The organism is Terriglobales bacterium (genome assembly GCA_035487355.1).
Taxonomy (GTDB): domain Bacteria; phylum Acidobacteriota; class Terriglobia; order Terriglobales; family Acidobacteriaceae; genus QIAW01.
Genome location: DATHMF010000104.1, coordinates 61,486 through 74,840, shown reverse-complemented (window position 1 = coordinate 74,840; position 13,355 = coordinate 61,486). Strand labels below are relative to the sequence as shown.

Sequence of the window (13,355 nt, the reverse complement as noted above, 5' to 3'; positions counted from 1 at the left end):
CCCTGGAAGCCATAGGTCATAATTGTGCCAGACGTGTGTTTACGTCATGCATTCAAGAATGCGGGGCATGTGCCCTTTAGATCTTTGAAAATCTGCTGCCTGGCGATTTATCAAAATCCGCCACCGATGAAAACCGATTGATCTGGGTTAACTCCTTTCCTCTGGCAACTGGTCACAGGAAACCGGCAACTGACTACCCAGCTAGTCCCGCAACCTGGCTCGATTCTCGCCAATAACGACGCGGGGCAGACGCGATTTGGGGCACTTCAACCACAAGCTAGCAAGTGGGGGCTGCCAAATCCTCTGAAAATCCGCGTTGATCTGCATCCATCTGCGGCGAAAGCCTTTGCGGTTGCTTTTCTGTGTGCTGAGTACTGACAGCTAAGTACTGTATTGCAACCCGGAGCTGTTTTTAGACTACTCCGTCCTTAGTCGTAAGAAATTGATTGCTAAGGACTTAGAGCGGCGTCCACTACTCCAAGTAATGGGGGGGAGTAATAAGTAATGAGGGACCTACGTGGAACAAGGGATTAAAAGCAATACTCAGTTATGAGACAGCTCTGCTTGGCATACCGGACGCGCACTGAAGGATCTCCCTTCGAGCTTGGAGCTTGCAACTTGGAGCTGTTTTTAACTATCCGTTCCCTTCTCTGTCTTAGGCGAATTGAACTTATTCGCGAGGTCAAACTCGTCGCGCAGGCCCGGCGTCCGCAGGTTTTCGCGGATATAGGCCAGCCGCTGCTCCAGTTGCAGCAACGCCTCCTGGATATTTTCTGTGTTGGTATGGGCAATGTCGCGCCACATGGAATAAGAACTGGAAGAGATGCGGGTCATCTCGCGCAGGGCGCGTCCGCCAATGCTGTGCAGTTCGGGATCGTCGCCGAATTCTTCTTCCAGCGTCGCCGCCAGCGCGGTAGAGATCATCTGCGGAAGGTGGCTGATCCAGGCGCACAGGCGGTCGTGGCGGTCGACATCCATCTGCAGCGGGCGCGCGCCAATCATCTCCACCAGCTCGCGCAACTCCTGCGTCTTTCCGGTCAGCGGGCTGGCCGGGTCGCCAGCGGGAATCAGAAACCACACCGCGTTGTCGAACAGGGTGGCGTCGGCAAATTCGACTCCGCTGTTCTCTTTGCCGGCCATAGGATGTCCGCCAAGAAAGCGCTGCGCGGCCTGCGCGCCAAAAACCGCTTTCGCGCGCGACACGATTTCAGCTTTGGTGCTGCCGGTATCGGAAAGCAAAGTGTCGGGTGGAAGCAGCGGGCCGATGCGCTCAATGAGATCCACGATGGCGCCCACGGGCGCGGCCAGCAGCACGAGATCGCTGCCGGAAATAGCTTCTTCAGGGCGGGCGACGGCACGGTCCACCGCGCCCTTGGCCAGGGCGCGTTGTAGAACAGCTTCGCGGTCGCTGCCGACGATGGTGCCCTTGTAGCCGTGCTTCTTCAGGGCAAGCGCAAAGGAGCCCCCTATCAATCCTACGCCGATGATGGTGATCTGCCGGATCATGAGTCTTGTTCCGTGAGAAATCCACAATAATTACGATTTGTGATTTTCGATGTACGAATTAAAAACGCAAGGCAAGCGTAATTGCCGGCATCTCTCTGGCTTCTTACAGAATCAGAAATCGTAAATCATCAATCGTAAATTCTACGCGATACTGCGTCCCACGGCCGACGCAATCAAGCGCAACTCCTGCATCAGCTTGGTGAATTGCTCGGGATAAAGTGATTGCGCGCCATCCGAGAGCGCCTTATCCGGGTTGTGATGCACCTCGATCAGCAGAGCGTCGGCTCCGGCGGCGACTGCGGCCCGTCCCATGGGAGGAACTTTGTCGCGGCGTCCGGTGCCATGCGAAGGATCGGCGGTCATGGGCAGGTGTGAAAGTTTTTTGATAATGGGAATCGCGGAGATATCCATCGTGTTGCGCGTGTAGGTCTCAAAGGTGCGAATGCCGCGCTCGCACAGGATCACCTCGTAGTTCCCGCCCGCCATGATGTACTCGGCCGAGAGCAGCAGCTCTTCAAACGTGGCTGCAATGCCGCGCTTGAGCAGCACCGGCGTGCGCACCTTGCCCAGCTCGCGCAGCAGGTTAAAGTTCTGCATGTTGCGCGCGCCCACCTGGAAGATATCAATGTAGGGCTGCATGAGCGGGATCTGGGAGATCTCCATGACCTCGCTGATGACCAGGAGCTTGAATTTGTCTCCGGCTTCGCGCAGGATCTCAAGCCCCTGCTTGCCCATGCCCTGGAACGAATATGGAGAGGAACGCGGCTTGAAGGCGCCCCCGCGCAGCACACGGGCGCCAGCGGTGGCCACCTGCTCGGCTACGGTGAGAAGCTGCTCGCGCGACTCGACCGAGCACGGCCCGGCCATGATGACAATCTCGTTGCCGCCGACCGCGAGGCCATTGGGGAACTTGATGATGGTGCCGTCGGGGCGAAAGCTCCGCCCTGCGAGCTTGTAGGGCGCACTGATGCGGTGCACCTCGCCTACGCCGGTAAGCACTTCAATATCGCGGACATCGAAATCGCTGCGCGCCCCCACCGCCCCCAGCACGGTTTGCCGCGCTCCGGTGCTGCGGTGCACCTCGAAGCCCATCTCCACCAGGCGCTCGATCACCTGCTGGATCTGCTCTTCACTTGCAGACTCCTGCATTGCAACAATCATAAAAAGTTCTCAGTTCTCAGTCGTTTACTTCTATATCGAATTCGGTCTCGCCCTTGGGTGCTTCGGTTTTGGGCTGAATTTCTTCTTTTTGCAGTGCGCGCATCACGTCAATAATGCGCTCGAAAATATGCTGCAACTCGTGGCTGGGCAGCGGCCCGCGATTCAGGGCGCGCACATTCTCAAAAACCTGCTTCTCCCGGTCCGGTTCGTAGATTGGCAATTTCGTGTTGCGTTTCAACCGGCCAATCTCCTGCGCCGCGCTTGCACGCTGGTTCAACAGCTCAACCATCTGACGGTCAAGCTCGTCAATTTTCTTTCGCCAGTCTGCGATGTCCATGGGTGATGTCCGAAACCTTAAAGTGGACAGGCAAGTTCCCTGTCCTCAACCTGCAATGAACACAAAGTATTTATTGTAAGCTGAAACCCATTCCCGTGTGTGGGCAAGATGCCCACACGACAGCCGGCGGGATGCCGGCGCTGCGTCAGATCTGCATTCTTTATTTTGCCGAATGCTGAGCGCTGACTGCTGATTGCTTTTTTAACCCACGAATAAACTCACCGACCGCCTTTGCGGCATGACCGGTGGAAGCATTCTGCTCGATGGTCTGCACAATGGCACTGCCCACTACGATGCCGTCGGCGAATTTGCCGGCGGCGTGGAATTGCTCGGAATTGGAGATGCCGAACCCGACCGCAACCGGCAGCTTCGTGAACTTTTTTACCCTTCGGACCAGTTCGCCCGCATCCTCTGCCAGCTTGTGCTGGGTCCCGGTAACTCCAGTGCGCGAAACCGCATAAACAAAGCCGCGCGAGGCTGCGGCAATGCGTTTCAAGCGGGGATCAGTGCTGGTGGGCGCGGCCAAAAATACTGTGGCCAAATCGCGTTTGCGCATGGCGGCAATGTAGTCGCCGGCCTCTTCGACGGTGAGGTCGGTGATCAAAGCGCCATCCACGCCTGCGGCCCGGGCGTCGTCACAAAAACGCTCCAGCCCGTAGCGCAGTACAGGGTTGTAGTAAGAAAAAACAATCAGCCCCACCCGGCTCTCGGCATTCCTGATCTCTTCCGCGAGCTGCAAGACATCACTCAGCTTCGTGTGGTTGGCCAGGGCACGCTCGCTGGCGCGCTGAATCACCGGTCCGTCGGCGACGGGGTCGGAAAACGGGACACCTAGTTCGATGACGTCCGCTCCGGCGCTAATGGCCGACAAGATAATCTCTTTGCTGGCCGCCAGACTAGGATCGCCACAAGTAACGTAGACAACCAGGAATGGGTTTGATGTGAAATTAAGAGGCATGATTTTCTTAGAATTGAGTCATTGGGTCATCGGATCATTGAGTCATTGCTCAGGACCTTAGATTCTTGGCAGTCCGATGCGATGCAGCAAAGATCGCCAGCAATTCGTTGGCTTCCGATAATAAATCATTCATTTTGTCGCCGGAAACAATTGAAGCGTCAACTAGTAACTCTAACCAAAATACGGTTTCATCTGCTTCTTCAACTACAATGCCCATCTTGGCAATAAATTCAGGTTTTGAACGCGCTCGGCAAACAGCACGGTAGTTAGCAGCGACCGACGTTCCTGAACGGAGCGCCTGTTTTTCGATGACTTGCGCATCGGTTGATTTCGGCAAAGATCTGTAAAGCCTGATAATACGCAACGCAAATTGTTTTGTCCGTTGCTTTAGCTCTTCAGGCTTACTTTGCATTTCTATTTTTCCCCAACCTCTGCAATGACACAATGATTAAAATGATCCGATGATCCGATGATTCAATGACCCAATGATTCAATGTTTCAGTTCTTTCTGCAGAATTCCCATGTCCTTGTCGCCGCGGCCGGAGACATTCACAATCACAATGTCTGATTTTTTCATTTTGGGGACGCGGCGGATGCACTCTGCGATGGCGTGGGAAGACTCCAGCGCCGGAATGATTCCTTCGGTGCGGGCGAGCAACCGGCAGGCGGCCAGCGCTTCGGTGTCGTCGGCGGAGACATACTCGGCGCGGCCAATATCATGCAGCCAGGCATGCTCCGGTCCTACACCGGGATAATCTAATCCCGCAGAAACCGAATGCGTACCTGCAATTTGTCCGGCATCGTCTTGTAAGAGATACGAAAACGTCCCTTGCAGAACTCCGGGTGAGCCACCGTGAAAGCGGGCTGCATGCTCGCCCAGCTTCGTTCCGCGGCCGCCGGCTTCTACTCCGATCATCTCAACTTTCTTATCGGCGAGGAAGGCATGAAAAAGGCCCATGGCATTGGAACCGCCGCCCACACAGGCGATCAACGCCGTGGGAAGTTTCTTTTCAAATTTCAGGATCTGGGCGCGCGCCTCGCGTCCGATGACAATGTGGAAGTCGCGTACCATCAGCGGATAAGGATGCGCCCCCAGCACACTGCCCAGCAGATAATGCGTCGTGCGCACATTGGTGACCCAATCGCGCATGGCTTCGTTGATGGCGTCTTTTAGCGTCTTGGATCCGGAATCAACTCCGCGAACTTCCGCTCCCAGAAGGCGCATGCGAAAGACATTCAGCTCCTGGCGCTGCATGTCTTCGGTCCCCATATAAATCACGCATTCGAGGCCCAGCAAAGCGCAGACGGTAGCCGTGGCAACGCCGTGCTGTCCGGCGCCGGTCTCGGCGATAATGCGGCGCTTACCCATGCGGACTGCCAGCAACGCCTGGCCTAACGCGTTGTTGATCTTATGGGCCCCGGTGTGCAGCAGATCTTCGCGCTTGAGATAAACCTTCGCGCCGCCGAGCTGTTTTGTAAGCCGACGCGCAAAAAACAAGGGCGTGGGACGGCCGGCATAGTTTTTCCTGAGATCATCGAGTTCCTGCTGGAAGCTGCGGTCGTTGCGCGCCTTGGTGTAGGCCTTCTCCAGCTCTTCCAGGGCAGCCATTAAAGTTTCAGGAACGTAGCTTCCACCATATGGGCCAAAGCGTCCGTGGGCTGCGCTGCTCGAGGTGCTTTTTAAACGTGTGCTGACTGTATCTATATTCAATACGGGAGCCATAGTTAAGTTTTCTCTTCTGCCGCTCTCACCGCGGAGACGAAGTTCTTTATTTTGCCTGCATCTTTCTTGCCTAAACGGGATTCCACCCCAGAAACCACATCAACGCCCCAGGGCCTGAACAATTTGAGGGCCGCGCCGACATTTTCCGGGTTTAGGCCTCCGGCAATAATCAAGCGCAACTTCAACCCGCTCTGCGTGATGGCCCCTTGAGCCTCCTGCCAGTCAAAGACCTTGCCTGTACCGCCACGCTGCGCTGCCGAGCCGGAATCCAGAAGAATGCTATCCATACGAATCGAGCCGTTCAGCGCATGAAGAGATTCCCGCAAATGCTCATTAGCTTGTATCGTCTTCGTAAGACGTAGCAGCGGCAGACTCTCTCCAACCGCGCGGACGAAAGCTTCCTCCTCATCGCCTTGCAATTGAATTCGGGTTATGCCCGTCTGCTGCGCGATTTGACAAACATACTCGAGCGATGGATTCACAAAGACCCCGACCTTTTCAATTTTAGCGGGAAGTTTGGCAATGATCTCGCGCGCCTGCTCCGGAGCGATTCGCCTGGGGCTTTCGGCAAAAATAAAACCCAGAGCATCAGCTCCGGCCTGTGCTGCCACCAATGCATCTTCCAGGTTGGTGGTGCCGCAGATTTTGATCCAGGTCACTTTTTGCCTCGGGAGCGTACTGGCTCTACGCCCGACGATGGCGAATCAGCCAGGGAGAGCAGAATTCTCAGCTTCTCTCCGGGCGCATCGGCACGCATGAGCGATTCGCCGATTAAAAATGCCTGGTAGCCCGCATCCCGCAACTCGCGAAGCTGGGCTGCAGTTTGAATGCCGCTTTCCGCTATCCGCAAGACGTTGCGCGGCAATTTTGCCGCCAGACGCAGCGGGGCTTGGGCATCCACCTGAAAGGTCCGCAAATCGCGGCTGTTCACCCCAATGATGTCAAAGCCTATACTCATGGCGCGCTCCAGCTCGCGCTCATCGTGAATTTCGCACAACACATCGAGAGCGAGCCCGCGGGCCTTTTCAAATAACAGGAACATCTCGTCATCTCGCAAAGCGGCTGCAATCAACAGCACGGCATCGGCGCCATGGGCACGGGCTTCGAGCAATTGCACTTCGTGCACTATAAAATCCTTGCGCAAGCATGGAATTCGCGTTGCGGTGGAAGCCTCCTGCAAATTCGACAATGACCCCTGAAAGTATTTCTCATCGGTGAGCACGGAAAGCGCAGCCGCGCCCGCCTGCTCCAGTTCGCGGGCGAGGCGCACTGCTGAAAAATGCTGGCGTATGACTCCCCTGGAGGGCGATGCTTTCTTCAACTCGGCGATGACGGCCGCACCCTGCGCCGCCTTTTCCAGCAGATTTCTTTTGAAACCACGCGGGACATGCTGGCGGGCCTGCTCCTCCAGGACCTGAGCGGCGGGAGACTGCAACAGGGCTTCTACTCGCAGCCGGGTGTTGGCAATAATCTGGTTTAAGGTTACAGGCATGGACTTTTTGAGTATAATCCCCCGACTTCAATAAAGCCCGGGTACACTACCCGAATATTAAGGGGGAAACACTATGGCAAGGCCTGTTGGCGTCACGATTATTGCCATTCTTGAGTTTCTGGGCGCAGGTGTTTTTATTGCGATCGGTCTCTTTTGTTTGTTGGGTATGAGTTTTTTGGCTTCTCTCCTGAGTCAGATGAGTCAGACTCGCGATCTCGGAGGAGCGGTTTTTACCGCCCTCGCTGGCCTCGGGGTTGTTTTTGCCGTGGGCTTCTTTATTCTGGCCGCGATTGTCATGCTCATTGCCTGGGGGATGTGGAAGCTGAAGAACTGGGCGCGCATTATCACGATTATTCTCTGTGGCGTCGGAATTCTCTTTGGCATATTTGGCATACTCTGGGCGCTGCTTCATTTCAATCTGTTCGTAATCATGGTGGGTGGGATTCGTCTGGCCATCAATCTCCTGATCGTTTGGTACCTGCTGCAACCAAACGTGAAACGGGCATTTGGTGCCTGAAGCCTACAAGCTCCCCGGCGGCGCAACCTTCCAGATGACATTGTCGAGTGGATGCATAACCGCAAGTCTATGACCCGGCGTTCTACGGAGCTATCCGAAAGTTGCGCCCAAATTGGGCCGGCGAACGCCGGGCCTGAGGACTTTTCCGAGCGCGCTCCCGCTGCTATCTTTAGGCTCGGGAGTTCCTTCGAATTAAGCCGCTTCTTCTATTCCGGTTTTCTCCAGATGCCCTTGCTCGTTGCGCGTCCAGCCAAATTTTGACAGGACTGAGCTGAAAACGTGGTCTGTCATTTCGTTGACCTGCCGCTCATCCACGGTGTTTTCCAACCCTTCAATAGCCTGCCACTCCACGCGGAACTCCTTTTCTTTCTTACTAGAAGCAAGCTTAGGCCGGGGCGCTTGATCAGGAGCCTTGGCTTCAAGATTAGTGGCTTTTACCTCAAGTTTCTTTTGCTTTTTCGATGTCGTTTTCTTGGTCATGGCATTTAACCATTAGACGAAAAAAAACGCCGCAGGTTGCAAATTTTAGCTTTAAAAAACTCCGCACTTTTTGGCTCGAATTGTATTTTTCTTGAAATACAAAGCAGGCAGCTTGGTATCATTTGCGGGCCTGAAAACTTCGCAACCCCGGTGATCGAATCGCCGCGCACGCGGAAGAGGCCGTAACGAGGTTGTAAGCAACAAGATGGTCGACCGCAACTGGCAAACCGATTTGATGACGGCGACCGCTGAGGTACGGGCTGTGAAGGCTCCCACCAACAAATTGTTCCGCTGGATCTTCGTGCTGGTTCCGGGACTGTTGCTGTATTTCCTGCCGCTCGGGGGGCTCACTCCCACCCAGCGTCACCTGCTGGCCATCTTCATTGCAACCGTGGTTGCCCTGGTGGTGCAGCCGGTTCCAATGGGGGTGAGCACCATGGTTGCGATCACGCTTCTGGCGTTGACCAAGACCATCGCTCCGAACCAGATTTTTTCTGGTTACAGCAATCCCACGGTCTGGCTGATTTTCACCGCCTTTTTGTTTTCCAGGGCGGTGACACTCGCAGGATTTGGAATGCGCGTGGCCTATAATTTCATCCGCCGGTTTGGCCACAGCTCACTCACGCTGAGTTATTCGATAGCGGCTTCTGACCTGGTGCTCGCGCCTTTCATTCCTTCCGACACGGCCCGCGGAGGCGGGATTATTTGTCCTGTTGTTCACAGTATTGCTCGCGCGCTTGGATCAGAGCCCGGATCGCCGGCGGTTGAACTCGGCGCCTTCCTCATGCTGGTTGGGTTTCATTCCACATACACTGCTTCCGCCATGTTCCTGACCGGGATGGCGTCGAATCCGCTGATGGCCGACTTTGCCCATCAAATCGCACACGTGGAGCTGACTTGGCTCAAGTGGGCCATCGGCGCGAGTGTTCCAGGTTTGACGGCGCTGATCGTTGTGCCGTTGTTGATTTATCGGTTGCGCCCGCCCAGCATAAGGAATACCGAATCCGCTCGTGTGCACGCGCGCGAGGAGCTGAAAAAAATGGGCCCCATGAGTTCCAAAGAGTGGCGGCTGGTGGTAATCCTGTTGCTGGTGATGGCCGGCTGGGTAACTTCGCCCTGGCATGGAATGCCCAACGCGGTGGCTGCGCTGTTTGGAATCTCTGCTCTGCTGGTGACCGGGGTCATCTCCTGGGATGATCTCCTCGGCGAGCGCCGCGCCTGGGAGGCCCTCATCTGGTTTGGGGCCCTGATCATGATGGCGGATAGTTTATTGCAGGCCGGAGTTGTCGGTGTGCTCTCTAAGAGCGCCTTTCATTACATACAAGGCTGGCCCTGGATCGTGGCGCTCATGGTGCTCATAACCTTGTACCTCTATATCCACTACGGCTTTGCCAGCATGACGGCGCAGGTCACGGCGCTCTATCCGGGATTTCTCACCGCTGCTTTAGCCAGTGGAATTAATCCGCTGGTCGCTGCTCTGTCTTTGGCATACTTCTCAAATTTGAATGCTGCCATGACCCATTATGGAACCGGCTCAGCACCGGTCTATTTTGGAACCGGATACGTTTCTCAGGGAACCTGGTGGAGAATCGGGTTCATCGTTTCGCTGGTCAACCTGGCACTGTGGATGGGACTGGGAATGCTTTGGTGGAAGCTGCTGCGCTGGTGGTAAATTCACCCGACCATCGTCTTCATGATTGAGAACAGCTCGTTTTTCGCTTCAAACCCAATCCCTGGCAGATCGGGAAGAGTGACAAAACTGTCTTGCACGGGTACTCCGTCCGCGAATCCGTTGAAGGGTTTGAACACGCTAGGATAGGATTCGTTGCCGCCCAAACCTAATCCGGCGGCGATGTTGAGCGACATCTGATGCCCTCCGTGGGGAATGCAGCGGCGCGCTGACCAGCCGTGCTCTTTGAGCATCTCTAGTATCCGGAGATACTCAACCAAACCATAGCTCAGCGCGCAGTCAAACTGAAGGATGTCACGGTCAGCCCGCATGCCCGCGTAACGAATTAAATTACGCGCATCCTGCATTGAAAAAAGATTTTCTCCCGTTGCCATCGCCCCGGCGTAAATCTTAGAGAGCTCCGACTGCAGCGCGTAGTCGAGTGGATCCCCAGGCTCCTCGTACCAACGTAGCCCGTAGGGAGCAAGCGCGCGGGCATACTCGATGGCTTTGGCGAGATCAAATCGTCCGTTGGCATCTACGGCAAGCTGGCTGGGGCGCTTCAGCAGCTTCAGGACTGCTTCAATTCTCTCGAGGTCCTGGGCGAGTGGCACTCCGCCAATCTTGATCTTGACCGATGAGTAGCCCTGGTCGAGATAACTCTGTATCTCCGCTTTCAGCGCTGCAATGTCTTTGCCCGGATAGTAGTACCCGCCGGCCGCATAGACGAATATTTTTCGGTCCACTTCGCCGTTGCGAAAGCGATTGGCCAGAAGCTGATAGAGCGGCTCATCTGCGATCTTGGCAGCCGCATCCCAGACCGCCATATCAATCACACCAACGGCTACCGAGCGCTCGCCATGGCCGCCCGGTTTTTCGTTGGTCATGAGGACGTCCCAAATCCGGAAGGGATCAAGGTTCTCTCCGCTCTCATCGAGAAGCTTGCCCGGGTCCGCGGACTTAAGACGCGGAATAAAACGTTCGCGTAGCAATCCACTGGGAGCATAGCGGCCATTGGAATTGAAACCAAACCCGACGATGGGTTTGCCCTCACGGATGACATCGGTAATCAGCGCGACGACGCTGACCGTCATCTGGCTGAAATCCACATAGGCGTTGCGGATCTCTGATTTTATGGGGACAACGATTTCACGCAGGTCAACGATTTTCATGATCGTTTCAAATGGAAGAAGCCACGGCTTTCCCCACCTCGACCGTCGTTGCCTTTCCGCCCATGTCGGGCGTGCGCGGGCCTTCGGCCAGAACCATCTCAATGGCCCGCATGACTGCGGCCGCCGCCTCGGGATGTCCCAAATGGTCGAGCATCATCGCGCCCGACCAAATCTGGCCGATGGGGTTGGCAATTCCCTTCCCGAAAATGTCGGGGGCTGAGCCGTGCACCGGTTCGAACAGCGATGGAAACTCGCCTTCCGGGTTCAGGTTTCCCGAGGGTGCAATGCCGATGGTGCCCGTGCACGCCGGGCCGAGGTCGGAAAGAATGTCGCCGAACAAGTTGGACGCCACAACTACATCAAACCAATCAGGATGCTGCACGAAATGGGCAGTCAGGATATCAATATGAAATTTATCTACCCGCACGGCCGGATACTTTGTGGAAAACTCGGCAACGCGCTCATCCCAAAAAGGCATTGAGATGGAAATGCCGTTCGATTTCGTGGCTGAGGTCAGGTGCTTTTTGGGGCGCTTCTGCGCCAGTTCAAAGGCAAATTTCAGGACGCGGTCCGTGCCCCGGCGCGTGAATATGCTTTCTTGGACCACGACTTCATGGCTGGTTCCGGAAAAAATCCGGCCACCGATGCTGGAGTATTCGCCTTCGGTGTTTTCCCGCACGACGTAGAAGTCAATTTCACCCGGTTTGCGGTTTGCCAGAGGCGAGGGTACTCCCTGGAAAAGGCGCACGGGGCGCAGGTTCACATATTGATCAAATTCCCGGCGGATCTTGAGCAGCATGCCCCACAGCGAGATGTGGTCGGGGACCAGCGTAGGCCAGCCCACGGCGCCGAAGAAGATCGCTTCATGCCGGCCGATCTGCTCTTTCCAATCCGCCGGCATCATGGCACCGTTTTTGAGGTAATAATCGCAGCTCCAGTCAAAGTGCTGCCACTCGAAAGCCACATTGAATTTTGTGGCCGCCGCGTCGAGCACGCGCAAGCCCTCGGGCACAACCTCTTTGCCGATGCCGTCGCCGGGAATTACCGCAATTTTGTGCCTGGTCACGAGTTTATTCACTTGTTCCGAGGGCGTGGATTGGGTTTATCAATTTTCGGAAGTCAATGATAAGGAATTGCCCCCCTTCTCCACAAGCACTGTAACACTGCGGACGCCCCGGTACTATTTCGCCAGCGATGCCATGTCAATGACGAAGCGGTATTTCACGTCACTCTTCAGCATGCGCTCGTACGCCTGGTTGATCTGCTGAATGGGTATCACTTCAACATCGGCGGTGAGCGAGTGTTTAGCGCAGAAATCCAGCATCTCCTGGGTCTCAGCAATGCCGCCAATAAGCGAGCCGGCAAAGCTCCGGCGCTTGAAAACCAGGCTGAATGCCTGCACCGCAGGCGGCTCGGGAGGAGCGCCCACCAACGTCAACGTTGCATCGCGTTTGAGCAGAGCCAGATAGGCGTTGATATCGTGCTGGGCCGAAACCGTGTCGAGAATGAAGTCGAAGCTGTTGAGATGCTTATCCATCTCATTTTGGTTCTTTGATACCACCACCTCTTGAGCACCCAGACGCAATCCATCTTCCTTCTTGTTGGGCGAGGTGGTAAAGAGCACCACATAGGCTCCCATAGCGTTGGCTATCTTTACGCCCATGTGGCCCAGACCTCCGAGTCCCACGATTCCCACTTTTTGTCCCTTGCCCACCTTCCAGTGCCGGAGCGGCGAGTACGTAGTGATGCCGGCACACAGCAGAGGCGCCACACCGGCAAGGTTCTGCTTGTCTGGAATGTGCAGCACAAAGTGTTCATCGACCACGATGCGATTGGAGTAGCCCCCGTAGGTCATTCCCCCCAGGTGCTTGTCTTCACTGTTGTAGGTGCCGGTGAAGCCGACTTCGCAGTATTGCTCCAAGCCTTGTTTGCAACTTGGGCAGGTGCGGCAGGAATCAACCATACAGCCGACCGCGGCCAAGTCGCCCAGCTTGAACTTTTTGACCTCAGAGCCAACGTTCGTGACGCGCCCTACAATCTCGTGGCCTGGCACACAGGGATAAACCGTGTTCTGCCATTCATTGCGGACGGTATGCAAATCCGAGTGGCACACGCCACAGTAGAGAATTTCAAGCTGTACGTCGCGAGGCAAGGGCTCGCGTCGCTGAAAAGAAAACGGTGACAGCGCACTCTGTGCTGACTCCGCAGCGTAACCAAGAGCTTGAACCGTCGCCGGAGTTGAAGTGGCATAAGTGGCAGATTTCATGTTGAATCTCCTTCATTCGGGTTATGCATGATCTTAGAATGCGGTAAGGTTACTGTAATTCCACAGAAAATGGC

General features: G+C 55.6%; 14 protein-coding genes. 2 read left to right on the top strand and 12 right to left on the bottom strand.

What is annotated here, in order from left to right; genetic code table 11:
* Positions 1-630 precede the first annotated feature (630 nt).
* From VK738_18645 to trpC, 8 genes are all read right to left on the bottom strand, one after another.
* Positions 631-1,506, bottom strand: a complete 876-nt coding sequence (locus tag VK738_18645; protein ID HTD24682.1) for a prephenate dehydrogenase/arogenate dehydrogenase family protein — start codon at positions 1,504-1,506, stop codon at positions 631-633.
* A gap of 141 nt (positions 1,507-1,647) precedes the next feature.
* The gene (gene aroF, locus VK738_18640) at positions 1,648-2,667 is read right to left on the bottom strand and encodes a 3-deoxy-7-phosphoheptulonate synthase (GenBank protein ID HTD24681.1); all 1,020 of its coding nucleotides are present in this window, start codon (positions 2,665-2,667) and stop codon (positions 1,648-1,650) included.
* Between the two features lie 16 nt (positions 2,668-2,683).
* Positions 2,684-3,004, bottom strand: a complete 321-nt coding sequence (locus VK738_18635; protein ID HTD24680.1) for a chorismate mutase — start codon at positions 3,002-3,004, stop codon at positions 2,684-2,686.
* Between the two features lie 160 nt (positions 3,005-3,164).
* Complete coding sequence (gene trpA, locus VK738_18630; protein HTD24679.1) at positions 3,165-3,962, bottom strand: tryptophan synthase subunit alpha; 798 nt, start codon at positions 3,960-3,962, stop codon at positions 3,165-3,167.
* A gap of 49 nt (positions 3,963-4,011) precedes the next feature.
* The gene (locus tag VK738_18625; GenBank protein ID HTD24678.1) at positions 4,012-4,374 is read right to left on the bottom strand and encodes a four helix bundle protein; all 363 of its coding nucleotides are present in this window, start codon (positions 4,372-4,374) and stop codon (positions 4,012-4,014) included.
* Between the two features lie 78 nt (positions 4,375-4,452).
* Entirely contained in the window at positions 4,453-5,685 is a 1,233-nt protein-coding gene (trpB, locus tag VK738_18620) for a tryptophan synthase subunit beta (protein ID HTD24677.1), read from the bottom strand.
* Between the two features lie 2 nt (positions 5,686-5,687).
* Entirely contained in the window at positions 5,688-6,344 is a 657-nt protein-coding gene (locus VK738_18615) for a phosphoribosylanthranilate isomerase (protein HTD24676.1), read from the bottom strand.
* Positions 6,341-7,177, bottom strand: a complete 837-nt coding sequence (gene trpC, locus VK738_18610) for an indole-3-glycerol phosphate synthase TrpC (GenBank protein HTD24675.1) — start codon at positions 7,175-7,177, stop codon at positions 6,341-6,343. The genes VK738_18615 and trpC overlap by 4 nt, the downstream gene beginning before the upstream one ends.
* A 73-nt stretch (positions 7,178-7,250) precedes the next feature.
* On the opposite strand from trpC, the gene VK738_18605 reads away from it, so the two are divergent.
* Positions 7,251-7,694 (top strand): hypothetical protein, encoded by a 444-nt coding sequence (locus VK738_18605; protein ID HTD24674.1) that lies wholly within the window; start codon positions 7,251-7,253, stop codon positions 7,692-7,694.
* A gap of 192 nt (positions 7,695-7,886) precedes the next feature.
* Here VK738_18605 and VK738_18600 read toward each other — a convergent pair whose 3' ends face one another.
* Entirely contained in the window at positions 7,887-8,174 is a 288-nt protein-coding gene (locus VK738_18600; protein ID HTD24673.1) for a hypothetical protein, read from the bottom strand.
* Positions 8,175-8,379: 205 nt separating this feature from the next.
* Between VK738_18600 and VK738_18595 the strand changes: the two genes are divergently transcribed.
* A complete protein-coding gene (locus VK738_18595; protein HTD24672.1) occupies positions 8,380-9,846 on the top strand; it encodes a DASS family sodium-coupled anion symporter in 1,467 nt (488 codons plus the stop codon).
* Between the two features lie 2 nt (positions 9,847-9,848).
* Here VK738_18595 and VK738_18590 read toward each other — a convergent pair whose 3' ends face one another.
* The 3 genes from VK738_18590 to VK738_18580 form a co-directional block, all read right to left on the bottom strand.
* Complete coding sequence (locus tag VK738_18590; GenBank protein HTD24671.1) at positions 9,849-11,015, bottom strand: mandelate racemase/muconate lactonizing enzyme family protein; 1,167 nt, start codon at positions 11,013-11,015, stop codon at positions 9,849-9,851.
* A gap of 7 nt (positions 11,016-11,022) precedes the next feature.
* A complete protein-coding gene (locus VK738_18585; GenBank protein HTD24670.1) occupies positions 11,023-12,081 on the bottom strand; it encodes a tartrate dehydrogenase in 1,059 nt (352 codons plus the stop codon).
* 114 nt (positions 12,082-12,195) lie between these two features.
* Positions 12,196-13,281, bottom strand: coding sequence for an NAD(P)-dependent alcohol dehydrogenase (locus tag VK738_18580; GenBank protein ID HTD24669.1), 1,086 nt, complete (start codon positions 13,279-13,281; stop codon positions 12,196-12,198).
* Positions 13,282-13,355: the final 74 nt, after the last annotated feature.